Source organism: Ramlibacter sp. (assembly GCF_035627355.1).
Taxonomy (GTDB): domain Bacteria; phylum Pseudomonadota; class Gammaproteobacteria; order Burkholderiales; family Burkholderiaceae_C; genus Ramlibacter.
The window spans coordinates 20,157-44,156 of the sequence record NZ_DASPLW010000040.1; the positions used below are offsets into that span (position 1 = coordinate 20,157).

The 24,000-nt window shown below is 70.0% G+C and carries 22 protein-coding genes; 11 read left to right on the forward strand and 11 right to left on the reverse strand.

Annotation, left to right across the window (positions count from 1 at the left end; translation table 11 throughout):
* Positions 1 to 28 precede the first annotated feature (28 nt).
* From VEC03_RS10125 to VEC03_RS10135, 3 genes are read left to right on the forward strand one after another with little or no spacing between them, the layout of a single operon-like run.
* Complete coding sequence (locus VEC03_RS10125) at positions 29 to 988, forward strand: histone deacetylase family protein (RefSeq protein ID WP_324914849.1); 960 nt, start codon at positions 29 to 31, stop codon at positions 986 to 988.
* Positions 989 to 1,006: 18 nt separating this feature from the next.
* Entirely contained in the window at positions 1,007 to 1,783 is a 777-nt protein-coding gene (locus VEC03_RS10130) for an enoyl-CoA hydratase (protein WP_324914851.1), read from the forward strand.
* A gap of 34 nt (positions 1,784 to 1,817) precedes the next feature.
* Entirely contained in the window at positions 1,818 to 3,035 is a 1,218-nt protein-coding gene (locus VEC03_RS10135; RefSeq protein ID WP_324914853.1) for a mechanosensitive ion channel family protein, read from the forward strand.
* 31 nt (positions 3,036 to 3,066) lie between these two features.
* Here VEC03_RS10135 and VEC03_RS10140 read toward each other — a convergent pair whose 3' ends face one another.
* The 3 genes from VEC03_RS10140 to VEC03_RS10150 all read right to left on the reverse strand — a co-directional run bounded on the left by VEC03_RS10140 (position 3,067) and on the right by VEC03_RS10150 (position 5,959).
* Positions 3,067 to 4,359: a TRAP transporter large permease gene (locus tag VEC03_RS10140; protein ID WP_324914855.1), complete on the reverse strand. Its 1,293-nt coding sequence runs from the start codon at positions 4,357 to 4,359 to the stop codon at positions 3,067 to 3,069.
* Entirely contained in the window at positions 4,356 to 4,841 is a 486-nt protein-coding gene (locus tag VEC03_RS10145) for a TRAP transporter small permease (protein WP_324914857.1), read from the reverse strand. The genes VEC03_RS10140 and VEC03_RS10145 overlap by 4 nt, the downstream gene beginning before the upstream one ends.
* A 101-nt stretch (positions 4,842 to 4,942) precedes the next feature.
* Entirely contained in the window at positions 4,943 to 5,959 is a 1,017-nt protein-coding gene (locus VEC03_RS10150; protein WP_324914859.1) for a TRAP transporter substrate-binding protein, read from the reverse strand.
* A gap of 275 nt (positions 5,960 to 6,234) precedes the next feature.
* On the opposite strand from VEC03_RS10150, the gene VEC03_RS10155 reads away from it, so the two are divergent.
* The 5 genes from VEC03_RS10155 (at position 6,235) to VEC03_RS10175 (ending at position 11,959) form a co-directional block, all read left to right on the forward strand.
* Positions 6,235 to 6,984 (forward strand): electron transfer flavoprotein subunit beta/FixA family protein, encoded by a 750-nt coding sequence (locus VEC03_RS10155; RefSeq protein ID WP_324914861.1) that lies wholly within the window; start codon positions 6,235 to 6,237, stop codon positions 6,982 to 6,984.
* Between the two features lie 39 nt (positions 6,985 to 7,023).
* Positions 7,024 to 7,956: an electron transfer flavoprotein subunit alpha/FixB family protein gene (locus VEC03_RS10160; RefSeq protein ID WP_324914863.1), complete on the forward strand. Its 933-nt coding sequence runs from the start codon at positions 7,024 to 7,026 to the stop codon at positions 7,954 to 7,956.
* 11 nt (positions 7,957 to 7,967) lie between these two features.
* Positions 7,968 to 9,758: an acyl-CoA dehydrogenase gene (locus tag VEC03_RS10165; RefSeq protein WP_324914865.1), complete on the forward strand. Its 1,791-nt coding sequence runs from the start codon at positions 7,968 to 7,970 to the stop codon at positions 9,756 to 9,758.
* A 101-nt stretch (positions 9,759 to 9,859) separates the two neighbouring features.
* A complete protein-coding gene (locus tag VEC03_RS10170; RefSeq protein ID WP_324914867.1) occupies positions 9,860 to 10,819 on the forward strand; it encodes a nitronate monooxygenase family protein in 960 nt (319 codons plus the stop codon).
* Between the two features lie 57 nt (positions 10,820 to 10,876).
* Positions 10,877 to 11,959, forward strand: coding sequence for a PA0069 family radical SAM protein (locus VEC03_RS10175; RefSeq protein ID WP_324914869.1), 1,083 nt, complete (start codon positions 10,877 to 10,879; stop codon positions 11,957 to 11,959).
* A gap of 3 nt (positions 11,960 to 11,962) precedes the next feature.
* Here the strand turns inward: VEC03_RS10175 and VEC03_RS10180 are convergent, their stop codons facing one another.
* The 4 genes from VEC03_RS10180 to grpE all read right to left on the reverse strand — a co-directional run bounded on the left by VEC03_RS10180 (position 11,963) and on the right by grpE (position 16,517).
* Positions 11,963 to 12,526, reverse strand: coding sequence for a hypothetical protein (locus VEC03_RS10180; protein WP_324914871.1), 564 nt, complete (start codon positions 12,524 to 12,526; stop codon positions 11,963 to 11,965).
* A 141-nt stretch (positions 12,527 to 12,667) separates the two neighbouring features.
* Positions 12,668 to 13,813 (reverse strand): molecular chaperone DnaJ, encoded by a 1,146-nt coding sequence (gene dnaJ, locus VEC03_RS10185; RefSeq protein ID WP_324914873.1) that lies wholly within the window; start codon positions 13,811 to 13,813, stop codon positions 12,668 to 12,670.
* Positions 13,814 to 13,896: 83 nt separating this feature from the next.
* On the reverse strand, positions 13,897 to 15,846 hold the full coding sequence (dnaK, locus tag VEC03_RS10190; RefSeq protein WP_324914875.1) for a molecular chaperone DnaK: 1,950 nt from the start codon (positions 15,844 to 15,846) through the stop codon (positions 13,897 to 13,899).
* A 98-nt stretch (positions 15,847 to 15,944) separates the two neighbouring features.
* Complete coding sequence (grpE, locus tag VEC03_RS10195) at positions 15,945 to 16,517, reverse strand: nucleotide exchange factor GrpE (protein ID WP_324914877.1); 573 nt, start codon at positions 16,515 to 16,517, stop codon at positions 15,945 to 15,947.
* 195 nt (positions 16,518 to 16,712) lie between these two features.
* Here grpE and VEC03_RS10200 point away from each other — a divergent pair, with 195 nt between their 5' ends.
* Positions 16,713 to 17,096 carry a RidA family protein gene (locus VEC03_RS10200; protein WP_324914879.1) on the forward strand — a complete coding sequence of 128 codons (384 nt, stop codon included), beginning with the start codon at positions 16,713 to 16,715 and terminating at the stop codon, positions 17,094 to 17,096.
* Between the two features lie 37 nt (positions 17,097 to 17,133).
* On the opposite strand, the gene VEC03_RS10205 is transcribed toward VEC03_RS10200, so the two are convergent.
* Both VEC03_RS10205 and VEC03_RS10210 read right to left on the reverse strand, forming a co-directional pair.
* Positions 17,134 to 17,484, reverse strand: a complete 351-nt coding sequence (locus tag VEC03_RS10205; RefSeq protein ID WP_324914880.1) for an FKBP-type peptidyl-prolyl cis-trans isomerase — start codon at positions 17,482 to 17,484, stop codon at positions 17,134 to 17,136.
* Positions 17,485 to 17,538: 54 nt separating this feature from the next.
* Positions 17,539 to 17,862 (reverse strand): winged helix-turn-helix transcriptional regulator, encoded by a 324-nt coding sequence (locus tag VEC03_RS10210; RefSeq protein ID WP_324914882.1) that lies wholly within the window; start codon positions 17,860 to 17,862, stop codon positions 17,539 to 17,541.
* A 115-nt stretch (positions 17,863 to 17,977) separates the two neighbouring features.
* Here VEC03_RS10210 and VEC03_RS10215 point away from each other — a divergent pair, with 115 nt between their 5' ends.
* Complete coding sequence (locus VEC03_RS10215; protein ID WP_324914884.1) at positions 17,978 to 18,685, forward strand: SOS response-associated peptidase; 708 nt, start codon at positions 17,978 to 17,980, stop codon at positions 18,683 to 18,685.
* 13 nt (positions 18,686 to 18,698) lie between these two features.
* Here VEC03_RS10215 and VEC03_RS10220 read toward each other — a convergent pair whose 3' ends face one another.
* On the reverse strand, positions 18,699 to 20,060 hold the full coding sequence (locus VEC03_RS10220; protein WP_324914886.1) for an MATE family efflux transporter: 1,362 nt from the start codon (positions 20,058 to 20,060) through the stop codon (positions 18,699 to 18,701).
* Positions 20,061 to 20,138: 78 nt separating this feature from the next.
* On the reverse strand, positions 20,139 to 20,930 hold the full coding sequence (locus VEC03_RS10225) for a hypothetical protein (RefSeq protein WP_324914888.1): 792 nt from the start codon (positions 20,928 to 20,930) through the stop codon (positions 20,139 to 20,141).
* Between the two features lie 167 nt (positions 20,931 to 21,097).
* Between VEC03_RS10225 and VEC03_RS10230 the strand changes: the two genes are divergently transcribed.
* On the forward strand, positions 21,098 to 23,968 hold the full coding sequence (locus VEC03_RS10230; RefSeq protein WP_324914890.1) for a PAS domain-containing protein: 2,871 nt from the start codon (positions 21,098 to 21,100) through the stop codon (positions 23,966 to 23,968).
* Positions 23,969 to 24,000: the final 32 nt, after the last annotated feature.

Below are 24,000 nucleotides of genomic sequence, written 5' to 3' on the forward strand. Positions count from 1 at the left end.
GTTATCCGAATTTTCCGTGCCGCCAGCCATGAGTGCGAACAAGACCGGGTATTTCACGCATGCGTCGTGCCGGTTGCACGAGATGGGCCCGGGCCACCCCGAGTGCCCGCAGCGGCTGGACGCGATCGACGACCGCCTGCTGGTCACCGGCGTGCTGGACGCGCTCGAGTCGCGCGACGCCCCCGAAGCCTCGCTGTACGACCTGGAGCTGGCCCACGAGCGGCTGCACATCGCCGCCGTGCGCGGCCTGGGCGCGGAGCTGAAGGACCGGATCGCCGCGGGCGGCAGCGGCTACGCCCAAATCGATCCCGACACCGCGCTCAACCTGCACACCTGGGACGCCGCGCTCCATGCCGCGGGCGCCGTGCTGGCGGCGACCGACGCGGTGATCGCCGGCGAGCTGCGCAACGCCTTCTGCGCCGTCCGTCCGCCCGGCCACCACGCCTGCCGCGACCACGCGATGGGCTTCTGCTTCTTCAACAACGTCGCGGTGGCGGCGCGCTACGCGCTGGCGCGCCACGGCCTCAAGCGGGTGGCGATCGTGGATTTCGACGTGCACCACGGCAACGGCACCGAGGACATCCTGGCCGGCGACCCGCGGGTGCTGATGGTGGGCATCTTCCAGCACCCGTTCTACCCGTACACCGGCGAGCCGCCGGCGGCCGACAACATGGTCAACGTGCCGGTGCCGGCGTACACCCGCGGCATGGACGTGCGCGAGATGGTCGAGCTGCTGTGGATCCCGCGGCTGGAGCAGTTCCGGCCGCAGATGATCTTCGTGAGCGCCGGCTTCGACGCCCACCGCGAGGACGAACTGGGCCAGCTCGGGCTGACCGAGAACGACTACGCCTGGATCACCCACCGGATCAAGCAGGTGGCCGACCGCTTCGCCGACGGCCGCATCGTGTCCGCCCTGGAAGGCGGCTACAACCTCGACGCCCTGGGCCGCAGCGTCGAGGCGCATGTGCGAGTGCTGGCGGACCTGTGAACGACAAGGAGCATTGAGATGGAGAACCCGCCGATCCTCGAGACGCGCGACGCCCGCGGCGTCGTCACCCTGACCCTGAACCGGCCCGGCAACTTCAACGCGCTGGGCGAGGAGATGCTGGGGGCGCTGCAGTCCGAACTGGACAAGCTGGCCGACGACGAGTCGGTGCGGGTGGTGGTGATCGCCGCCGAGGGCAAGGCGTTCTGCCCCGGCCACAACCTGAAGGAAATGATCGCCCGGCCCGAGCTGGACTACTACCAGCAGCTGTTCTCGCAGTGCAGCCGCGTGATGCTGTCCATCCAGAAGCTGCCGGTGCCGGTGATCGCCCGGGTGCACGGCATCGCCACGGCGGCCGGCTGCCAGCTGGTCGCCCAGTGCGACCTGGCGGTGGCGTCCACCGACGCCAAGTTCGCCGTCAGCGGCGTCAACTTCGGCCTGTTCTGCTCCACGCCCAGCGTGCCGCTGCTGCGCAACATCGCGCCCAAGCAGGCCATGGAGATGCTGGTCACGGGCGAGTTCATCGACGCCGAGCAGGCCAGGCAGCGCGGGCTGGTCAACCGGGCGGTGCCGCCCGAGCGACTGGACGAGGAGGTGGAATCGCTGGTCGCCAGCATCCTGGCCAAGCCGCGCAAGGCGCTGGCCATGGGCAAGGAGCTGTTCTACCGGCAGCGCGAGCTGGGCATCGAGGCGGCCTACCAGCTCGCCTCGCAGACCATGGCGGTGAACATGATGGACGGCTGCGCCCAGGAGGGCGTGACCGCCTTCACCGAGAAACGCAAGCCGAAGTGGGCCTGAGCCGGTCCTGCCCGCGGCGGGGGGCATCGGCGTGGTGACGCCGAACCCGCTGCGCCGGCTCATCCTGAGCCTGGACCATCCGGGCCTGCCGCTCGAGGCAGGCGTGCTGCTCGGCTGCCTGCTGGTGGCCGCCGGGCTCTCGTGGGCGGTCGGCCGCAGCCGCCGCGGCCGCTCGGTCTGGTTCGGCCGCGTCGTCGTGGACGGGCTGCTGTTCCCGTTGCTGGCGCTCGGGCTGGTGCTCAGCGCCCGCGCCGTCCTCGACGACTACCTGCCGCTGGTCCTGCTGCGGCTGGCGGTGCCGCTGCTGCTCTCGCTGGCCGGCATCCGCTTCATCGCCCGCGTGCTGACCGTCGCCTTCCCGCACTCCGGGCTGGCGCGGGTGGTCGAGCGCTGGTTCTCCTGGCTGGCCTGGCTGGCGGCGGCGCTGTGGGTGGCCGGCGTGCTGCCCGCCGTGCTGGCCGAGATGGATGCCGTCCAGTTCGCCTTCGGCAAGTCGCGCGTGAGCGTGCTGACGCTGATCGAGGGGCTGATGTGGGCCGGCGTGGTGCTGGTGGGCGCCTTGTGGGTCTCGGCGGTGCTGGAGCGGCAGGTGCTGCAGCCGGCCGTGCAGGACCTCTCGCTGCGCAAGGTGGCGGCCAACGCGATCCGCTCCGCCCTGCTGCTGCTGGCGCTGCTGTTCGCCTTGTCGGCCACCGGCATCGACCTGACGGCGCTGTCGGTGCTGGGTGGCGCGCTCGGCGTGGGCCTGGGCTTCGGGCTGCAGAAGCTGGCGTCCAACTACATCAGCGGCTTCGTGATCCTGTTCGAGCGCTCGCTGCGCATCGGCGACCTGGTCAAGGTGGACAACTTCGAGGGCCGGGTGCTGGACATCAAGACCCGCTACACCCGGATCCGGGCGGCCAACGGGCGCGAGGCCTTCGTCCCGAACGAGAAGCTGATCATCGAGCGCACCGAGAACCTGTCGAGCGCCGACCCCAAGGTGCTGGTGACCACCGACGTGATCGTCATGGCCAACAGCGACGTGGAGGTGGTGCAACGGGTGCTGGTGGACGCGGCGCGCTCGGTGCCGCTGGTGATGTCGGAGCCGGCGCCGGCCGCCCGCCTGGGCCGCTTCCTGCCGCAGGGGCTGGAGTTCACGGTCCAGTTCTGGATCCCGGATGCCAGCACGCTGCAGCTGAACGTGCGCTCCGACGTGAACCTGGCCGTGCTCAGGGGCCTGCGCGCGGCGGGCGTCGAGCTGGCCCGCGCCTAGCGGCCGGAACGGCCCCGGCGGCGGGGCCGCGTCACTTCATCAGCGACGGCAGCCACAGGCTCAGCTGCGGGAAGGCGATCAGCACGCCCAGCATCAGCACCATCACGGCCACGAAGGGCCAGCAGCCCCGGAAGATGGTGGGCAGGCCGACGCCCGGCAGCAGCGCGTTGAGCACGAACAGGTTCATGCCCACCGGCGGCGAGATCAGCCCGATCTGCACCACCATCACGATCAGCACGCCGAACCAGATCGGGTCGAAGCCGAGGCTGGTGACGATGGGGAAGAACAGCGGGATGGTCAGCAGCACCATCGTCAGTTCCTCCATCACCGTGCCCAGCAGCACGTAGATGCCCATCATGGCCACCACGATCATGGTGGGCGACAGGCCCAGGTGGGTGATCCAGTCGCGCAGGTCGCCCGGCATGGTCGTGAAGTTCACGAAGTTGGCGAAGATGGTGGCGGCGATCAGCAGCGTGAACAGCATGGCCGTGGTGCGGGCCGATTCCACCAGCACCTGGTAGAGCACCGACCAGGTCAGCCGGCCGCGCAGCAGGGCGAACAGGAAGGCGCCGAAGGCACCGAAGCCCGCCCCTTCGGTGGCGGTGAAGAAGCCGCCGTAGATGCCCCCCAGCACGACCACCACCAGCACCGCCACGCCCCAGATGCCGCGCACCGCGTGCCAGCGCTCGGGCCAGCTCGCCCGCTCGCCCGGCGGGGCGTGTTCGGGGTCGCGCGCCGTGATCACCGACACGGCCGCCATCAGCGCCAGCGCCGTCAGCAGGCCCGGAATCGCGCCGGCCGCGAACAGCTTGCCGATGTTGGACTGCGTGATGATCCCGTAGATGACCAGGATGGTGGAGGGCGGCACCATGATGCCCAGCGTGCCGCCGGAGGCCATCACGCCGGTGGACAGCGCCTCGCTGTAGCCCAGCTTGCGCATGGACGGGTAGGCCACCTTGCTCATGGTGGCCGCCGTGGCGATGGACGAGCCGCAGATCGCCCCGAAGCCGGCGCAGGCCGCGATGGTGGCGTGGGCCAGCCCGCCGCGCACGTGGCCGATGAAGGAGTAGGCCGCCTGGAACAGCTCGTGCGCCAGGCCGGCGCGGGCGACGAAGTTGCCCATCAGGATGAACAGCGGCACCACCGACAGGGTGTAGGCGAAGCCGGTCTCGTACACGGCCTGCGAGGTGCTGGCCATGGCGGGAATCCAGCCGCGCGTGAGCCCGATGCCGGCGAAGCCGACGATGCCCATGGCGAAGGCCAGCGGCACCCGCATGAGGGCGAACGCGAAGATGGCGCCGAATCCGAGCAGGGCCTCCGTCACAGCGCAGTCCCCTCGCCCTCGGCGCGATCGACCGGCTTCTGGCCCAGCAGCCACAGGTGGATGGCGCCGGTGAGCGCGCACAGCACGCCCATGCCGTAGATGAAGGGCGCCTTCAGGATCTCCAGCTGGGCGGTGGTCTCGCCGCTGGCCAGGAACTGGCGCCCGGTGTCCCACATCAGCCAGCCGAGGGCGAACAGCACGACGGCGCACAGCAGGTGGACCACCACGGCCTGGGCCCGGCGCAGCCAGCCGGGTAGGTAGGGATCGAGCGAGTCGAACTCGACGTGCTCGCCGCGCGCGGACACCAGCGGCAGCGCACTGAAGATCACCACCACCATCATCAGCTCGGTCAGCTCGAGCGAACCGGTGATGGAGTTGCTCAGGAACTTGCGCCCGAGCACGTCGAAGAAGGTGAGCGCCATGATGGCGAACAGCGCCGCGGCGGACAGCAGTCCGCACAGCAGCTCCAGGGTTTTTTTCATGCTGAGTATTCCGTCAGGCGCGCCGGACCTTCCGCGCGCCCCCATGTGCGAAGGCGGCACCTCCGGGCAGAGGGTGCCGCCTTCCGTTCAAGCAGGCCGCCCTACTTGGCTGCCTTGGCGATCTCGGCGCGGAACTCGGCCAGCACCTTGGCCGCGTCCTTCAGGCCCCTGGCCTCGGCTTCCTTGGCCCACTTCTCCTCCAGCTTGGAGGTATGGGATTTGACATCGGCGATGAACTTGGCGTCGGCCTTCGTGAACTGCACGCCGTTGGCCTTCATGTTCTCCAGCGCCTTGTTGTCCACCTTGTCCCAGCCGCGGCCGAAGATGCGGGCGGCGACCTCGCCGGAGGCGTCGTCGACGGCCTTCTTCTCCTCGGGGCTGAGCTTCTTGTACTTGTCCTCGTTCATCATGAACACGAAGCTGGTGTTGTACAGGCCGCCGGGGAAGGTGGTGGCGTACTTGATCAGCTTGTCGAGCTTGAACGAGTCGACCGACTCGGCCGGGAACAGCGTGCCGTCCATCACGCCGCCGGACAGCAGCTCGTAGGACTCGGGTGCCGGCTTGAGCGTGACGTTCATGCCCAGCGTCTTGGAGATCTCGTTGACCATGCCGCCGCCCACGCGCCACTTCAGGCCCTGCAGGTCCTCCAGCTTGGTCACCGGCTTCTTGGTGTTGAGCACCATGCCGGGGCCGTGCGTGAAGTAGGTCAGCACGTGCACGCCGGCGTGCTCCTTGGCGAACTCGGGGTGCTTGGAGGCGACCCGGTTGAAGGCCACCGACAGCGGCTCGGCGCTGTCGCCCAGGAACGGGAACTCGGCCATCTGCGTCAGCACGAAGCGCCCCGGGGTGTAGCCGTGCACGGTGAAGGAGACGTCGGCCAGGCCGTTCTTGATGGCATCGATGGTGCCGGGGGGCGCGGCGACGCCGCGCGGCAGCTGGTTGCACTTGATCTTGCCGGCGGAGTTCTTCGCGACCAGGTCGCACCACTCCTTCTGCGCGAGGGTCAGCGCATGGGTGGGCGGCACCCAGCTGGACAGGGTGAGCACCGTCTGGGCGGCGGCGGGGGCACTGGCAAATGCGGCGGCCATGGCGGCGGCCGTGAGCGACAGGCGTTTCATCTTGCGGAGCTCCTTGGATGGCAGTCGGCGCACTGTAAGGCGACAGTTGACATATGTCGGTCCTGAATTACCCGAACTGCTGCAGAGCAGCGGCGCGCGAATTGTCGTGACGACGACAGGGATTCGACGCGAGCGATGCGACCGTTGCCGGCCTGCATGGGTCCCTATAATCAAAAGCGAACGACCGTTCTTTTTTGCCCCGGATCGATGCCGCAGTGCGTCATAGAATTTTGGGCTTTACGTCAACGTCAATTCTTCCCTTTAGGAGCCCCCTGATGAAGGTTCTCGTCCCGGTCAAGCGGGTGGTGGACTACAACGTGAAAGTCCGTGTCAAGTCGGACAACACGGGTGTGGACATCGCCAATGTGAAGATGAGCATGAACCCGTTCGACGAGATCGCGGTGGAGGAGGCGGTGCGCCTGAAGGAAAAGGGCGTGGCCACCGAGGTCATCGCCGTGTCCTGCGGCGTGCAGCAGTGCCAGGAAACCCTGCGCACGGCCATGGCGATCGGCGCCGATCGCGCGATCCTGGTGCAGACCGACGAGGAACTGCAGCCGCTGGCGGTGGCCAAGCTGCTGAAGGCGCTGGTCGACAAGGAGCAGCCCGGGCTGGTGATCCTGGGCAAGCAGGCGATCGACGACGACGCCAACCAGACCGGCCAGATGCTGGCCGCGCTGGCCGACCTGCCGCAGGCGACCTTCGCCAGCAAGGTCGAGGTGGCCGACGGCAAGGCCCAGGTCACGCGCGAAGTGGACGGCGGCCTGGAGACGGTGGCCATCACGCTGCCGGCGGTGGTCACCACCGACCTGCGCCTCAACGAGCCGCGCTACGTGACGCTGCCCAACATCATGAAGGCCAAGAAGAAGCCGCTCAAGACGGTGTCGCCGGCCGACCTGGGCGTGGACGTCGCGCCGCGCCTGAAGACGCTCAAGGTCATGGAGCCGCCCAAGCGCTCGGCCGGCCAGAAGGTGCCGGACGTGGCGACGCTGGTGGAGAAGCTGAAGAACGAGGCGAAGGTGATCTGACCGCCCTCGCGGAATGACCGAAATTCAAGGACCCCATTCATGACCTCCCTCGTCATCGCAGAACACGACAACGCGTCCATCAAGGCCGCCACCCTCAACACCGTCACTGCGGCTGCGGCCTGTGGCGGCGACGTGCACGTGCTGGTCGCCGGCCACAACGCGGCCGAAGCGGCCAAGGCCGCCGCGCAGATCGCCGGCGTGGCCAAGGTGCTGCACGCCGACGGCGAACAGCTGGCGCACGGCCTGGCCGAGAACCTGGCTGCCCAGGTGCTGGCGATCGCCAAGGACTACAGCCACATCCTGTTCCCGGCCACCGCCAGCGGCAAGAACACCGCGCCGCGCGTGGCGGCCAGGCTGGACGTGGCGCAGGTCAGCGACATCAGCCGCGTCGACAGTCCCGACACCTTCGAGCGCCCGATCTACGCCGGCAACGCGATCGCCATCGTGCAGAGCGCCGACCCGGTGAAGGTGATCACGGTGCGCACCACCGGCTTCGACGCCGCGCCGGCCACCGGCGGCAGCGCCGCGGTGGAGAGCGTGGCGGCCGTGGGCGACAGCGGCAAGAGCAGCTTCGTCGGCCAGGAGATCGCCAAGAGCGACCGGCCCGAGCTGACCGCCGCCAAGATCATCGTCTCGGGCGGTCGCGCGCTGGGCTCGTCCGAGAAGTTCAACGAGGTGATCACGCCGCTGGCCGACAAGCTGGGCGCCGCCATCGGCGCTTCGCGCGCCGCGGTGGACGCCGGCTACGCGCCCAACGACCTGCAGGTCGGCCAGACCGGCAAGATCGTCGCGCCGCAGCTGTACATCGCCGCCGGCATCAGCGGCGCCATCCAGCACCTGGCCGGCATGAAGGATTCCAAGGTGATCGTCGCGATCAACAAGGACCCCGAGGCGCCGATCTTCAGCGTGGCCGATTACGGGCTGGAAGCCGACCTGTTCCAGGCGGTGCCGGAGCTGGTGAAGGCGCTGTAAGGAGTCCTGCCATGACCTACCGCGCACCCCTCAAGGACATGCTGTTCGACATCCGCCACCTGGCGCGGATCGACGAGATCGCGAAGCTGCCCGGCTTCGAGGAAGCCGGCTTCGACACCGCGCAGGCCGTGCTGGAGGAATGCGCGAGGTTCAACCAGGAAGTGGTCGCGCCGCTGAACGTGCCCGGCGACCTGGATCCCTCGAGCTGGAAGGACGGCCGGGTCAGCACCACCCCGGGCTTCAGCGAGGCCTACCGCCAGTACACCGAAGCGGGCTGGCAGGGGCTGCAGCACCCGGGCGATTTCGGCGGCCAGGGCCTGCCCAAGACCGTGGGCGCTGCGTGCAGCGAGATGCTCAACTCAGCCAACCTGAGCTTCGCGCTGTGCCCGCTGCTGACCGACGGCGCCATCGAGGCGCTGCTGACCGCCGGCTCGGACGAGCTGAAGGCGACCTTCCTGGGCAAGCTGGTGAGCGGCGAATGGACCGGCACCATGAACCTGACCGAGCCGCAGGCCGGCAGCGACCTGGCGCTGGTGCGCAGCCGCGCCGAGCCGCAGGCCGACGGCACCTACAAGGTCTTCGGCACCAAGATCTTCATCACCTACGGCGAGCACGACATGGCGGACAACATCGTCCACCTGGTGCTCGCGCGCGTGGCCGGTGCGCCCGAGGGCGTCAAGGGCATCAGCCTGTTCGTGGTGCCCAAGTACCTGGTCAATCCCGACGGCTCGCTGGGCGCGCGCAACGACGTGCACTGCGTCAGCATCGAGCACAAGCTGGGCATCAAGGCCTCGCCCACGGCGGTGCTGCAGTACGGCGACAACGGGGGGGCCATCGGCTACCTCGTGGGCCAGGAGAACCGCGGCCTCGAGTACATGTTCATCATGATGAACGCGGCCCGCTACGCCGTCGGCGTGCAGGGCATCGCGGTGGCCGAGCGCGCCTACCAGAAGGCGGCGGAGTACGCCCGGGACCGCGTGCAGTCGCGCCCGGTGGACGGTTCGATCAACGCCAGCGCGCCCATCGTGCACCACCCGGACGTGCGCCGCATGCTGATGACCATGCGCGCGCTCACCGAGGGTTGCCGCGCGATGGCCTCGGTGGCCGCGGCGGCCTACGACGCCGCCCACCACCATCCGGACGCCGAGGTGCGGCGGCAGAACCAGGCCTTCTACGAATTCATGGTGCCGCTGGTCAAGGGTTTCAGCACCGAGATGAGCCTGGAGGTCACCTCACTGGGCGTGCAGGTGCACGGCGGCATGGGTTTCATCGAGGAGACCGGCGCCGCCCAGTACTACCGCGACGCCCGCATCCTGCCGATCTACGAAGGCACGACCGCGATCCAGGCCAACGACCTGGTCGGCCGCAAGACGGCGCGTGACGGCGGGCAGGTGGCCAAGGCCATCGCGGCGCAGATCGAGCAGACCGAGGGCGAGCTGGCCAGGCGCGAATCGGCCGCCGCGAAGGCGGTGCTGCGCCGGCTGTCGGCCGCGCGCAAGGCCTTCGTCGAGGTCGTCGACTTCATCGCCCGCGAGACCCGCGGCAACCCGAACGCGGCGTTCGCCGGCTCGGTGCCCTACCTGCTGATGGCCGGCAACCTGGTGGCCGGCTGGCAGCTGGCGCGCTCGCTGATGGTGGCCGAGGACCTGGCCGCCCGCGGCGAGGATCCCGCCTTCATGCAGGCCAAGATCGCCACCGCGCGCTTCTACGCCGAGCACATCCTGCCGCGCGTGCCCGCCGCGCGCGACGCCATCGTCGAAGGCGCGGAGAGCGTGATGGCGATGGCGGTGGATGCGTTCTGACGACATCCTGTCGCCCCCGAGACCGGGCTGAGCCTTCGAAGCCCTGAACCCCGCCGCGCGCCTTCGAACGAGCTCAGCGCGACGGCCCTGACGGAGATCGCATGTCCAGACTGCCCCGCGCCCTTCAAGGCCTTGCGTTGCCGGTGATCGGCTCGCCGCTGTTCATCATCAGCAACCCGAAGCTCGTCATCGAGCAGTGCAAGGCGGGGATCGTCGGCGCCATGCCGGCGCTCAACGCGCGGCCGGCGTCGCAGCTGGACGAGTGGCTGCACGAGATCACCGAGACGCTGGGGGCGTGGAACCGCCAGCACCCGGACCGGCCGGCGGCCCCGTTCGCCATCAACCAGATCGTGCACAAGAGCAACGACCGGCTCGAGCACGACATGGAGATGGTGGTCAAGCACAAGGTGCCGGTGATCATCACCTCGCTGGGCGCGCGCACCGACGTCAACGACGCCATCCACGGCTACGGCGGCGTCGTGCTGCACGACGTGATCAACAACACCTTCGCGCGCAAGGCGGTGGAGAAGGGCGCCGACGGCCTGATCGCGGTGGCGGCGGGCGCCGGCGGCCATGCGGGCGTGAAGAGCCCGTTCGCGCTGGTGCAGGAGATCCGCGAATGGTTCGACGGCCCGCTGGCGCTGTCCGGCGCCATCGCCAACGGCGGTGCCGTGCTGGCGGCCCAGGCCATGGGCGCCGACTTCGCCTACATCGGCTCGGCCTTCATCGCCACCCACGAGGCGCGCGCGTCGGACGCCTACAAGCAGGCCATCGTCGACTGCACCAGCGACGACATCGTCTACTCCAGCCTGTTCACGGGCGTGCACGGCAACTACCTCAAGCCCTCGATCCGCAACGCCGGCCTCGACCCGGACAACCTGCCCGAGAGCGACCCCAGCAAGATGAACTTCGGCGGCGGCGAGAGCGCCAAGAAAGCCTGGAAGGACATCTGGGGCTGCGGCCAGGGCATCGGCGCAGTGCACGAGGTGAGCAGCGCCGCGGACTTCATTGCCAGGCTCAAGCGGGAGTACGCCGAGGCCCGGCAGCGCCTCTGCGCCTGAGCCCTTCTTTTCCGGCCCGCGTGCAGGGCGGCCGATCCTGTATGAAAATACAGTGTCATGGCCGACCAGCGCATTCCCGTCGAGGCGATCAAGGGTCGTGGCACGGCCACGCGCCACCCGCACCGGTTCGAGCGCGACCAGCGCGAGGCCTTCGATGACGGCTGGGGCGAGGCGGACGACAACGGGTCGCCGCGGCCGCCGCCCACCGAGGTCATCTGGGAGGACCCGCGCAGCGCCGTCGGCCAGGTCGATTCGCCCGACGTCTACTTCGACCGCTCGCTCAATCCCTACCGCGGCTGCGAGCACGGCTGCATCTACTGCTACGCCCGGCCGACCCACAGCTACCTGAACCTGTCGCCGGGGCTGGACTTCGAAACGAAGATCATCGCCAAGCGCGGCATCGCCGAGGTGCTGCGGCGCGAGCTGTCCCGGCCGCGCTACGAGCCGCGCATGATCGCCATCGGCACTGCCACCGACTGCTACCAGCCGGTCGAGCGCGAGCTGAAGCTGACGCGCTCGGTGATCGAGGTGCTGCACGAGACCGACCACGCTTTCTCGCTGGTCACCAAGTCCAGCGGCGTCGAGCGCGACCTGGACCTGATCGCGCCCATGGCGCAGCGCAAGCTGGCGGCGGTGTACGTGACCATCACCACGCTGGATGCGGATCTGGCCCGCAAGCTGGAGCCGCGCGCCGCGGCGCCGCACCGGCGGCTGCGGCTGCTGCGCACGCTGGCCGAGCACGGCGTGCCCTGCGGCGTGAGCCTGGCGCCGCAGATCCCCTTCCTCACCGAGGACATGGAGCAGGTGCTGGAAGCGGCCTGGGACGCCGGCGCGCGCAGCGCCTTCTACCACGTGCTGCGGCTGCCCTGGGAGGTCGGCCCGCTGTTTCGCCAGTGGCTGGAGATGCACTACCTGCAGCGCGCGCAGCGGGTCATGGCACGGGTGCAGGACATGCGCGGCGGCAAGGACTACGACGCCGACTTCGCCACCCGCATGAAGGGCAGCGGCCCCTGGGCCGAGCTGCTGGCGCAGCGCTTCCGCCGCGCCACGCGTCGGCTGGGCTTCAATCGGGAGCGGGTGCAGATGGACCTGGGCCTGTTCCGGCCACCGTCGCCGCCGGGGCAGGGCCGGCTGTTCTGAGCCTCAGGACAGCGCGTACAAGGCGGCGAAGCCGCAGGCGAACACCAGCGCCCAGGTCACCATGCCGGCCAGGTTGGTGCGCCACTGGGCCGAGCCCGGGAGGCGGCGCAGCTGCAGGTTCCACAGGTACAACACCGGCAGCAGGCCCAGCAGCACCAGCAGCGAGGGCACCTGCCACTGGAACAGGCTGGCCCAGGTGGGCATCAGGGTGGACAGGCGCAGGCCCGAATCGACCAGCAGCTCGGGCGGCAGGTCCTGCGTGAGGACGCCTCCGGCCAGCAGGGCGCCGAGCAGCAGCAGGCCGGTGGCGGCGGCCTTGAAGGTGCGCCGCCAGCCGAGCAGGCTGAGCACGAAGCCGGCCGCGCCCGCCATGGTCAGGGCCGCACCGACGGCAGCCGGCAGCTGCTCCGTGCGGCCACCGAGCGCGTGCCAGAACCAGACGTTGCAGGCCACCCCGATCCAGCCGGCCGCGATGGCCACGGCCCAGCCGGGGTGCAAGGCGAGCCGCGCCTCGCCGGGGGTGAGGATGGAGTGGAAGCCCGTCGACCTGAACAGCTTCAGCGACATCCCGACATTGTGCGGGTTGCCCCGGCGTACGCCAATGCCGTTGTCGCGCTGCCGGAACAACCGGTAAGCAATCGTTAGACGTCGACCCGCGGCTCCAGCGCCTCGGCTAGCGGCGCGGTGTTGAGCGCCCGCGAAGCTGCCTCAGGCGCTGAAAAAACCCTTGAGCTTGTCGGCCCAGGATTCCTCGGAGGGCGAGTGCCGGGCGCCGCCCTTCTTGAGCGACTCGTCCAGTTCCTTGAGCAGCTTGCGCTGGTGCTCGGTGAGCTTGACCGGCGTCTCCACGCTGATGTGGCAGTACAGGTCGCCGGGGTAGCTGGAGCGCACGCCCTTGATGCCCTTGCCGCGCAGGCGGAACTGCTTGCCGGCCTGGGTGCCCTCGGGGATGTCGATCGCCGCCTTGCCCTGCAGGGTGGGGACCTCGATCTCGCCGCCCAGCGCGGCGCTGGTGAAGGAGATCGGCACCACGCAGTGCAGGTCGTCGCCGTCGCGCTCGAAGATCGGGTGCTTCTTCAGCCGGATCTCGATGTACAGGTCGCCCGGCGGGCCGCCGTTGTGGCCCGGCTCGCCGTTGCCGGCGCTGCGGATGCGCATGCCGTCGTCGATGCCGGCGGGGATCTTCACCTCCAGCGTCTTCTGCTTCTTGACCTTGCCCTGGCCGTGGCAGGTGGGGCAGGGCTCGGGAATGATCTTGCCGGCGCCGCGGCAGGTCGGGCAGGTCTGCTGCACCGAGAAGAAGCCCTGGCGCATCTGCACCACGCCGGCCCCGTGGCAGGTGCCGCAGGGCTTGGCCTGGGTGCCCGGCTTGGCGCCGCTGCCGTGGCAGGTGTCGCAGGGATCCCAGGTCGGGATGCGGATCTGCGCTTCCTTGCCGGCGGCCGCCTCCTCCAGCGTCACCTCCATCGCGTACGACAGGTCGTTGCCGCGGTAGACCTGGCGCCCGCCGCGGGCGCCGCCCGCCCGGCCCTGGCCGAAGATGTCGCCGAAGATGTCGCCGAAGGCTTCCGCGAAGCCGCCGAAGCCCTCGGGGCCGGCGCCGGGCCCGCGCATGTTGGGGTCCACGCCCGCGTGGCCGTACTGGTCGTAGGCCGCGCGCTTGTCGGCATCCGAGAGCATCTCGTACGCCTCCTTGGCCTCCTTGAACTTGGCTTCCGCCTCCTTGGCCGCGTCCCCCTGGTTGCGGTCGGGGTGGAACTTCATCGCCAGCTTGCGATAAGCCTTCTTGATCTCGTCTTCCGAGGCGTTCTTCGGGACCCCGAGAACCTCGTAGTAATCACGCTTGGTGGCCATCGTGTCTTGATCGTTTCTTTCAGCGCGAACGCCGCGTTGGCTCCTCACCAACGCGGCGCGCGTTCATCGGCTGGGCGCCGCAATCAGCCCTTCTTCACCTCTTTGACCTCGGCGTCGACCACGTTGTCGTCGGCCGGGCCGGAGGCCGCGGCGCCCGGCTGCGCGTCGCCGGCCTCACCGGCGCCCGCCGCCTGAGCGGCCTGGGCCTGCTGCATGTCGGCGTACATCTTCTCGCCCAGCTTCTGGCTGGCCGTCATCAGCGCGTTGGTCTTCTCGTCGATCTGCGTCTTGTCCTCGCCCTTGAGGGCTTCCTCGACGTCCTTCAGCGCGGCCTCGATCTTCTCCTTCTCGCCGGCCTCGAGCTTCTCGCCGTACTCGCCCAGGCTCTTGCGCACGCTGTGCACCAGCGCCTCGCCCTGGTTGCGGGCCTGCACCAGCTCCAGCTTCTTCTTGTCCTCGGCGGCGTTGAGCTCGGCGTCCTTCACCATCTTCTGGATCTCGTCCTCGGACAGGCCCGAGTTGGCCTTGATGGTGATCTTGTTCTCCTTGCCCGTGCCCTTGTCCTTGGCGCTGACATGCAGGATGCCGTTGGCGTCGATGTCGAAGGTGACCTCGATCTGCGGCAGGCCGCGCGGTGCCGGCGGGATGCCCTCCAGGTTGAACTCGCCCAGCAGCTTGTTGCCGCTGGCCATCTCGCGCTCGCCCTGGAACACCTTGATCGTCACGGCCGGCTGGTTGTCGTCGGCGGTGGAGAACGTCTGGGCGAACTTGGTCGGGATGGTCGTGTTCTTGGCGATCATCTTGGTCATCACGCCACCCAGCGTCTCGATGCCCAGCGACAGCGGGGTCACGTCCAGCAGCAGCACGTCCTTGCGGTCGCCGCCCAGCACCTGGCCCTGGATGGCGGCACCCACGGCCACCGCCTCGTCGGGGTTGACGTCCTTGCGCGGCTCGCGGCCGAAGAACTCCTTGACCTTCTCCTGCACCTTGGGCATGCGGGTCTGGCCGCCCACCAGGATCACGTCGTGGATGTCGCTCACGCTCACGCCGGCGTCCTTGATGGCCGTGCGGCAGGGCGCGATGGTGCGCTCGATCAGCTCGTCGACCAGGCTTTCCAGCTTGGCGCGGGTGAGCTTGATGTTCAGGTGCTTGGGGCCCGACGCGTCGGCCGTGATGTACGGCAGGTTGATGTCGGTCTGCGCGCTGTTGGACAGCTCGATCTTGGCCTTCTCGGCGGCTTCCTTCAGGCGCTGCAGCGCCAGCACGTCCTTGGACAGGTCGACGCCCTGTTCCTTCTTGAACTCCGAGATGATGTAGTCGATCACGCGCTGGTCGAAGTCTTCCCCGCCCAGGAAGGTGTCGCCGTTGGTGGAGAGCACCTCGAACTGCTTCTCGCCGTCGACGTCGGCGATCTCGATGATGGAGATGTCGAAGGTGCCGCCGCCCAGGTCATAGACGGCGATCTTGCGGTCGCCCTTCTCCTGCTTGTCCAGGCCGAAGGCCAGCGCGGCCGCCGTCGGCTCGTTGATGATGCGCTTGACGTCCAGGCCCGCGATGCGGCCGGCGTCCTTGGTAGCCTGGCGCTGGGCGTCGTTGAAGTACGCCGGCACCGTGATCACGGCCTCGGTGACCGGCTCGCCCAGGTAGTCCTCGGCGGTCTTCTTCATCTTGCGCAGGATCTCGGCCGACACCTGCGGCGGGGCCAGCTTCTTGCCGCGCACCTCGACCCAGGCGTCGCCGTTGTCGGCCTTGACGATCTGGTAGGGCATGAGGTGGATGTCCTTCTGGACTTCCTTCTCCTCGAACTTGCGGCCGATCAGGCGCTTGACGGCGTAGATGGTGTTCTTGGGGTTGGTGACGGCCTGGCGCTTGGCCGACGCGCCGACGAGGATCTCGCCGTCGTCCTGGTACGCCACGATCGACGGGGTGGTGCGCGCGCCTTCGCTGTTCTCGATGACCTTGGGGGTATTGCCTTCCATGATGGACACGCACGAGTTCGTGGTGCCCAGGTCGATGCCGATGATCTTGCCCATGATGTCTTCTCTCCTGTCCTGCGGGGCTGCGCCCCTATCCTTGCTGCAGCCCAGTTGTGGATAACCGGGCCTGTTTCAAGTCGTTCCTCAGGCGGGCCTTACTGCGGCGCCGCCACCATGACCAGCGCCGGCCGCAGCACGCGGTCGGCGATCAGGTAACCCTTCTGCAATACGGAAGCGACGGTGTTCGGCTCCTGGCCCGGGGCCGGCACCATGGAGATCGCCTGGTGCAGGTGCGGGTCGAACTTGTCGCCCACGGCCGGGTTGACTTCCAGCACCTTGTTGCGCTCCAAAGCCTGCTTGAGCTGGCGCAGGGTGACCTCGGCGCCTTCGCGGACCTGTTCGACGGTGGCTTCCTTGACGGCCAGGCCGGCCTCCAGGCTGTCGCACACGGGCAGCAGGCTCTCGGCGAAGCTCTCGATCGCGAACTTGCGGGCCTTGGCCATCTCCTCGTCGGCCCGGCGGCGGGTGTTCTGCACCTCGGCCTGGGCCCGCAGGTACTGCTCGGACAGCTCGGCGTTCTTGCTGCGCAGCGTCTCCAGTTCGCCCAGCGAGGCCGCGAGGTCGGCCTCGTTGGCCGCCGAAGCGGCCTCGCGCTCTTCGGGGCTGATGTCGGCCGGAGCCGGGGCGCCATCCAGGGTCGGTTCGATCTTGGGGTCGTCGGGGTTCATCTCTTTTTCGGTCGAATCGGCGGTAAACCAGCGCCGCAGCTTGGGGCAGCGTAGTGGTTTTCAAGCCGGCGAACGGTCGCGGCAGCCAAAAAAAGGCTGAGCCAGCCCGAACGGGCCACCCGCGCCAGCCCGACCGCAGCCACGGATGGGCTGGCAACCGGCCCTACAGTAGGGACTTTGCGGCAGGAGGACGGCATGGCACGGCAATGGATCGCTTCGGGCTCCCCCTTCGAGGAGCAGATCGGCTACTCGCGGGCGGTGGTCGACGGCGACTGGGTGTTCGTGTCCGGCACCACCGGCTTCGACTACGCCACCCTGTCGATCGCGGACGACGTGGCGGCCCAGTGCGAGCAGTGCCTGCAGAACATCGCGACCGCGCTGGCCCAGGCCGGCGCCAGCCTGGACGACGTGGTGCGCGTCACCTACGTCCTGCCCGATGGCAAGGACTTCGAGGCCTGCTGGCCGGTGCTGCGCCGGCACTTCGGCGTCGCGCGGCCGGCGGCGATGATGATCCAGGCCGGGCTGCTGGATCCGCGGATGAAGATCGAGATCGAGGTGACGGCGCGGAAGCGGGGCTGAGCGCGGTCATCCCGAGTGCCCCCGGGACTCCGGAGCGTCAGTGCGCGTCCAGCAGCTCCACGTCGAACTTCAGCGTCGCGTTCGGCGGGATCACCCCGCCGGCGCCGCGGGCGCCGTAGCCCAGCTGCGGCGGGATGATCAGCGTGCGCTTGCCGCCCACCTTCATGCCGGCCACGCCTTCGTCCCAGCCCTTGATCACCATGCCTGCGCCGAGGGAGAAGGCGAACGGGTCGTTGCGGTCGCGGCTGGAATCGAACTTGGCGCCGGCAGCGCCGTTCTCGTACAGCCAGCCGGTGTAGTGCACGTGCACGTGCTGGCCGGGGCGGGCCTCGGCGCCGGTGCCGGGGGCGGTGTCTTCGTACTGAAGACCGGAAGGGGTCGTGATCATGGCGGGCGAGTGTACCGACGCCGCAAGGGGCCGCCGTAACAAGCCGCCCGCCGCTCAGGTCTCCGGCGGCGAGCGCTTGCGGCCCTGGGCCGCGACCCAGCGGGCCGAGAAGGCCGGCAGGTCCGACAGCCGCCTGAGCAGATCCGCCCCCACCGGCGTGACGCAGTAGCCGTCCGGGCCGCGCGCCAGCAGGCCGGCCTCGCGCAGTTCCTTGATGCGGGTGTTCAGCGTGTTGGGCGTGATGCCGCCCACGCTGTCCTGCAGCAGGCGGAAGGTCTGCGGGTGGCCGTCCTTCAGGGCCCAGAGCACGCGGATCGCGTAGCGTGCCTCGAGCAGCGCCAGCAGCTGGAAGATGGCCGCGTTGTCCCTGGAGCTCATGCCTTGGTCTTGTTGTCGCCGCCCCGCTTCGCGAAGCGGGGAGGGGGAGTGTATGCGTTAGCTACACAAACAATAGCGGGCAATCCCTCACTGCCCGGGCCGCTAGGATCGTGCGATGTGCTCCAACTACGTGCCGGTCAGCCGGCGCGACCGCCTGCTGGCCTTCTTCGGGGTCGCCCGCGAGCGCGACGACGAGCCGGTGGACGCCTGGCCGCTGGGGCTGGCGCCCTTCATCCGGCTGGCGCAGGACGGCTCGGGCTTCGAGCGGGTGGTCGACGACGGCATCTTCGGGCTGCTGCCCGAGTTCGCCACCGAGCTGGCCTTCGGCCGGCGCACCTACAACGCCCGCAGCGAGACCGTGGACCGGCTGCCCAGCTTCCGCGACGCCTGGCGCCGCGGCCAGCGCTGCGTGATTCCCTGCGAGGCGATCTACGAGCCCAACTGGGAGACGGGCGAATGCGTGCGCTGGGCCATCCACCAGGACGGCTTCGTGCCCTTCGGCGTGGCCGGCATCTGGGCACCGTGGCGGCACCCGGACGGGCGCGAGGTCCTGAGCTTCGCCATGCTCACCGTCAACGCCGACGAGCACCCGCTGATGCGGCGCTTCCACCGCCCGGGCGACGAGAAGCGCATGGTCGTGATCCTGGACCCGGAGGACTACGGCAACTGGCTCAGCTGCCGCGTGCAGGACGCGCCGGCCTACTTCCGGATGTGGGACAAGCCGCTGCTGGCCCAGCCCTCGCCGCTGCCGCCGCGCGCGCCCAGGGCCGGCAGCGTGCGGACCGTGCGCCCGCCGCCGCCGCGCACCGGCGACCTGTTCTGAGCGTCGCGCGCGCTCACACCAGCGCGCGCACCGGACGCTGCGACCAGGGGCCGAAGAAGTAGGCCGCCTGCAGCAGCAGGCCGGCGCCGTACGTGGCGGGGTAGGCCAGCCAGATCCAGGGCAGGCCGAAGGCGCGGCCGAACGCCCATCCCGACGGCGCCATCAGCAAGGCGAGGCAGCCGATCGTGATCAGCGTGGGCACGCGCACGGTGCCGGTGGCGCGCATCACGCCGCTCAGCACGCTGGCCATCCCGAACAGCACGCTGCCGATCACCGTCAACCTCAGCGCGGCCGAGGCGAGATCGACCACGGCCGCATCGTCCACGAACAGGCCGGCCGCCGGCCGCGCCAGCACGGCGACCAGCAGCGCCAGCCCGCCGGTCAGTGCCAGGTTCATGCCCAGCCCGATGCGCGTGACCTCCCGCAGCTGCGCCAGCCGCCCGGCGCCGATGGCGTGCGCGGCGAACACGGACGCCGCGATCGAGATCGACATCGCCGGGAACTGCACGTAGGCCGTGACCTGGCCGACGGCGCCCCAGGCCGCGGTCGCGTGCAGCCCGTGCGCGTTGACCAGCGACAGCAGCGCCAGGTCGGCCAGCGAGCCGGTGATGAAGAACAGCGCTGTCGGGACGCCCAGGCGGGCGACCTGCCGCAGCAGGGCACGGTCGAAGCGCAGGTGCGGCGCCAGCGCGCGCCAGGCCAGCACGTGCCGGCGCCGGGCAAGGTGCCAGGCCAGCCAGCCCAGGCTGGCGAGGTTGCCGGCCAGCACCGCCCACGCGGCGCTGGCCACCCCCAGCGGAGGCAGCCCCAGCGATCCGCGGATCAGGGCCGGGGTCAGCACCATGGTGCTGGCCGTGGTGACGAGCAGGGCCCGCATCGGCGTCACGCTGTCGCCCACGCCGCGCAGCAGCGCCGCGGCCACGATCGACAGGAACAGCGCCGGCAGCGCCAGCAGCATCACGCGGGCATAGGCCACGGCCTGCGGCAGCACCTCGGGCGGCGTGCGCAGTCCTTGCAGCAGGGGACCGATCGAGACCAGGCCGATCGCCATCACGACGAGGCCGCCCGCGAACGCGCTGGCCAGCGCGGTGCCGGCCACCCGCTGCACGACCTCGGGCTTCTTCGCGCCCCAGGCCTGCCCGACCAGGATGGAACTGCCGGTGCCCATGCCGATCACCAGCGCGATCAGCGCCATCAACAGCGGGAAGAAGGCCACCGCCGCGGCCAGCGCCGCCGTGCCCAGCATGCGCCCCAGATAGATGCTGTTGAGGGTGCTGGACAGCGCCTGCAGGACGTTGGTGAGGACCAGCGGGGCCAGGAAGGCCAGGAACCGGGTCCAGAGGGGAGCCGATTCGCCGGCTGCGGAAGGGCTCATCGGGTGGAATCGTATCGGAGCGTCCGCGCCGGATCGGGCGACGATGACGCCGATGCGACGGCGAGGGTGTGCCGGGGATCAGCCCTTGGGATCGGGGCGCTTGAGCGGCTGGGTCTTGTCGTACTGCACGGGCTGGGTCTTCTGGTACGCCTGCCCGCGATCCAGCACCTGCGTCTTCGCGAAGGCCTGCTCGGACTCCGTGGCCGGGGACTTCCCGAGGGTCGCCATCGGCTGCGTCTTCTCGAAGGGCATGGGCTGGGTCTTGCCGAAGCCGTCCTCGTCGGCGCCGAACTGCGCGTCGCGCGCGCTGAACAGGCGATCGAGTTCGGCGCGCTTCTCGTGGACGGCCGGGCGCTCGGGGACCGGCGGGGCCGCCGGCTCCGCGGGCGCGGCGCTCGCTGTGGGCGCCGCGCTCACCACCGGTGCGGCCGGCGCGTCGCTTCCGGTGGCCGTCCAGCTCCCGGGGTGGGGCAGGGGCGGGCAGGCCGACGCATCCTCCAGCGCGAACTGCCACGACAGGCCGATCAGCCACTGCTCCGCCTCCGGGTCCAGCGCCAGGATGCGCTTCTCGATGAAGTCCTGCAGTGCCACCGCGTGCAGCATCAGGCGGGCGTCCCAGTGCTGCACCACCAGCCGCACGTGCACGCCCGTCTCGCGCCCCGGTGCCGCCGTGGTGAGCGGTTCGGCACGGATCCACTGGGCGGGGACCCCGGTGTGCAGCAGCGATTCGCGCACCGCGATGCGGGCCAGCTCCTTGCGGACCGATTGCGGTGAGCCGAGCGTCGATTGCGGCGCCTGCGCCGGCGCCGCCGCGCCGCCGGACTGCGCCGAGCCGCCGCCCTTGCCGAGCAGCCGATCCATCAATCCCATGAACAATCCTCCCGGTGGCAGGCGCCCGGCGGGCGCCTCGTGTCGCGAGCGCGAGTATGCGCGCGGTGGGGCCTGGGGGCAAAGGCATGTCGTTTTGCCTACACGGCCGACCGCGCGCGGAGGCGCCGCCAGGCACGCAGGGGCCGGCAACGAACAACAATAGGGGCATGCGGATGCTGCGGCGCAAGACAGCCGATTTCGGACCGACCGATTCCACACCGATGCTGGCCGGCCCGGGGCGCGACCGGCCGCCGCGCATCCTGTGGGGCGTGGCCGCCTTCGCGCTGGTGACGGCCGGCATGCTGGCCATGACGCTGGCCTGGTTCCGCACCGAGGCGCTGCGCTCCGGCGGGGAGCTGACGCAGGCGCTGGCCCACGTGATCGCCGAACAGACCACGCGCAGCCTGGGTGCGGTCGACGTGCGCATGCAGCTGGCCGCCCACGAACTGCGGGAGATGGAGGCGGCCGGCCCGCTGGACGAGGAACGCGTGCGCGAGCGGCTGCGGCATTCGCTGGAGGGCGTCCCGTTCGTGCGCAACCTGTGGGTGGTCGATCCGAAAGGGACCATCCTGTTCTGGTCGATGGCGGGCCACGCCGATTTCTCGGTGGCCGACCGCGAGTACTTCCGGGCGCACGTCGACCATCCGCAATCCGGCTTCTACGTCGGCCGGGTCGTGCGCAGCCGCGTGACCCGGGAGGGCATCATGGTGGTTTCGCGTGCGGTGCGCGGCCCCGACGGCCGGGTGCAACGGGTGATGGCCGCCGCCATCGAGCCGCCCCACATCCAGGCCGAGTGGCGGGAACTCGACCTCGCCACCAACGGCGTGATCGCCCTGTTCCACACCAGTGGCCAGGCGATGATGCGCAGCCCGCCCATGCCCCAGGCCCTCGGCCTGGACTTCTCCAACCTGCCGCTGTTCACGCACTACCTGCCCTCCGGGCCGGCCGGCAGCTTCCGCAACCACGGTGTGCTGGACGGGGTCGAACGGCTCTACGCGTGGCGGGTGCTGCCCGCCTATCCCGAGCTGGTCGTGCTCGCGGGATCGCCGGTGGCCCAGTTGCTGGCCGACTGGCGACGGTTCGCGTGGCTGACCGGGGGCCTGTGGTCGCTGGCCGTGCTGGCCGCCACCATCCTGGGGCGGCAGCTCCAGCGGCAGGCGCAGCGCCGCCGCCGCATGGAACGGCGCTTCGGCGAACTCGCCCAGGCCATGCCGCAGATCGTCTTCATCACGAACGCGGCCGGCACGGTGGAATTCGTCAACGAGCGCTGGTTCGAGGCGACCGGCCGTCCCGTGGCTTCCGTGCTGGGCGCGCCCTGGGAGGAACTGGCGCACCCCGAGGACAGCCGCCGGGTCGCGCAGGAGCGGGCGGCCGGGGTGCCGGAGGGCCAGCCCGTGCAGGTCGAGATGCGCCTGCGCTATCGCGACGGCAGCGACCGCTGGCAGCTGGTGCGGGCGGTGCCGAACCGCAACGAGCACGGCGAGCTGGTGTCGTGGTACGGGACCGCCACCGACGTGCACGACCTCAAGGTGGCCCAGGAGCAGCTGCAGCGGCAGGCCGACATCCTGCGCATGACCGCGAACCTGGCCCGCCTCGGCTCGTGGACCTTCGACGTCGCCAGCAGGACCCTGAGCTGGTCGGACGAAGCCGCGGCCATCCTGGACTTCCCGCCCGACCGGCGCGCCGGCCTGGACGAACTGATCGCCGGCCTCGACGAGCGCGACCGGGGTCCGTTCGAAGCAGCCGTGCGCCGCACGCTCGAGGACGGCTTGCCCTTCGACGCCGAATTCCGGATGACGACCCCGCGCGGCCGCCGCGTGTACGTGCACTCGGTGGGCCGGCCGGTGCGCGACGCCGCCGGCGCGGTGGTGCGGGTTGAAGGGGCCACGCAGGACATCGCCCCCCTGATGGACCTGGTGGAGCAGGTGCGCGAGCTCAATGCCACGCTGGAGCAACGCATCGAGCAGCGCACGCGCGAGCTGCAGCAGCAGGAGGCGCTGTTCCGCACCCTGGCCAGCGAGGCGCCGCTGCCGATCTGGACCGTGGATCCGCAAGGCCACCTCACCTTCATCAGCCGCGCCTGGTACGACCTGGTGGGCGGTGCCCCGCCCGAGTGGCTGGGGGACGACTGGCAGAAGCTGGTCCATCCGGACGACATGGCCGCGTCGACCCAGGAATGGGCGCGGTGCCGCCGGGAGGGCCGCGCCTTCCGGGGCACGCGGCGCATCCGCGCCCGCGACGGGACCTACCACACCACCACCTACCAGGCCAGCCCGGTCCGCGGCGACGATGGCCGGATCGCCTTCTGGGTCGGCGTGGACACCGACATCACCGACCTGATGGCGCAGGAGACCGCGCTGCGGCTGGCCAACGAGCAGCTGGAGGCCTACTCCTACTCGGTCTCGCACGACCTGCAGTCGCCGCTGCAGCGCATAGGCGCTTTCGCGCAGCTGCTGCAGCAGGAACTGGCCGGCCAGGAAGGCACGCGCGCCGGGCACTTCCTGCGGCGCATCCGCGCCAACGTCGAGGAGATGGTCCAGCTGGTGCAGGGGCTGCTGTCGCTGGCACGGGTGACGCAGGCCGAACTGGTGCGCGGCCGGATCGACCTCAGCAGCCTGGCGACGGAGATCCTGCAGCGCCTGAAGGCCGACGCGCCGGACCGGCAGGTGCACTGGCAGGTGGAGCCCGGCCTGCACGTGACGGGCGACGTGCGGCTGATGCGCTCGGTCATGGAGAACCTGCTGGGCAACGCCTGGAAGTTCACCTCCGGCACGCCAGAGGCCCGGATCGTCGTCGGCGGCTGCGTGGCGCGCGGCGAGTTCTTCGTGCGCGACAACGGCGCCGGCTTCGACATGGCCCATGCCGGCAAGCTGTTCGGCCCCTTCCAGCGGCTGCACCGCCAGGACGAGTTCCCCGGCACCGGGATCGGCCTGGCCACGGTGGCCCGCGCCATCGCCCGCCACGGCGGGCGCGTGTGGGGCGAGGGCGAGCCCGGCCGCGGCGCGACCCTGTGGTTCACGATGCCGGTGCCCGGCTGAGCCATTCGGGAACCCGCGCCGCAACCGGGACC

Bases quoted from the DNA above. Each gene is read 5' to 3' on its own strand.
- VEC03_RS10150 (WP_324914859.1), bottom strand. From the start codon at position 5,959: ATGAAACGCCTGTCGCTCACGGCCGCCGCCATGGCCGCCGCATTTGCC.
- dnaJ (WP_324914873.1), bottom strand. From the start codon at position 13,813: ATGGCCACCAAGCGTGATTACTACGAGGTTCTCGGGGTCCCGAAGAAC.
- VEC03_RS10180 (WP_324914871.1), bottom strand. From the start codon at position 12,526: ATGTCGCTGAAGCTGTTCAGGTCGACGGGCTTCCACTCCATCCTCACC.
- VEC03_RS10165 (WP_324914865.1), top strand. From the start codon at position 7,968: ATGACCTACCGCGCACCCCTCAAGGACATGCTGTTCGACATCCGCCAC.
- VEC03_RS10170 (WP_324914867.1), top strand. From the start codon at position 9,860: ATGTCCAGACTGCCCCGCGCCCTTCAAGGCCTTGCGTTGCCGGTGATC.
- grpE (WP_324914877.1), bottom strand. From the start codon at position 16,517: ATGAACCCCGACGACCCCAAGATCGAACCGACCCTGGATGGCGCCCCG.
- VEC03_RS10225 (WP_324914888.1), bottom strand. From the start codon at position 20,930: ATGGGATTGATGGATCGGCTGCTCGGCAAGGGCGGCGGCTCGGCGCAG.
- VEC03_RS10200 (WP_324914879.1), top strand. From the start codon at position 16,713: ATGGCACGGCAATGGATCGCTTCGGGCTCCCCCTTCGAGGAGCAGATC.
- VEC03_RS10155 (WP_324914861.1), top strand. From the start codon at position 6,235: ATGAAGGTTCTCGTCCCGGTCAAGCGGGTGGTGGACTACAACGTGAAA.
- VEC03_RS10175 (WP_324914869.1), top strand. From the start codon at position 10,877: ATGGCCGACCAGCGCATTCCCGTCGAGGCGATCAAGGGTCGTGGCACG.
- VEC03_RS10130 (WP_324914851.1), top strand. From the start codon at position 1,007: ATGGAGAACCCGCCGATCCTCGAGACGCGCGACGCCCGCGGCGTCGTC.
- VEC03_RS10145 (WP_324914857.1), bottom strand. From the start codon at position 4,841: ATGAAAAAAACCCTGGAGCTGCTGTGCGGACTGCTGTCCGCCGCGGCG.
- VEC03_RS10160 (WP_324914863.1), top strand. From the start codon at position 7,024: ATGACCTCCCTCGTCATCGCAGAACACGACAACGCGTCCATCAAGGCC.
- VEC03_RS10125 (WP_324914849.1), top strand. From the start codon at position 29: ATGAGTGCGAACAAGACCGGGTATTTCACGCATGCGTCGTGCCGGTTG.
- VEC03_RS10230 (WP_324914890.1), top strand. From the start codon at position 21,098: ATGCGGATGCTGCGGCGCAAGACAGCCGATTTCGGACCGACCGATTCC.
- VEC03_RS10220 (WP_324914886.1), bottom strand. From the start codon at position 20,060: ATGAGCCCTTCCGCAGCCGGCGAATCGGCTCCCCTCTGGACCCGGTTC.
- dnaK (WP_324914875.1), bottom strand. From the start codon at position 15,846: ATGGGCAAGATCATCGGCATCGACCTGGGCACCACGAACTCGTGCGTG.
- VEC03_RS10205 (WP_324914880.1), bottom strand. From the start codon at position 17,484: ATGATCACGACCCCTTCCGGTCTTCAGTACGAAGACACCGCCCCCGGC.
- VEC03_RS10215 (WP_324914884.1), top strand. From the start codon at position 17,978: ATGTGCTCCAACTACGTGCCGGTCAGCCGGCGCGACCGCCTGCTGGCC.
- VEC03_RS10210 (WP_324914882.1), bottom strand. From the start codon at position 17,862: ATGAGCTCCAGGGACAACGCGGCCATCTTCCAGCTGCTGGCGCTGCTC.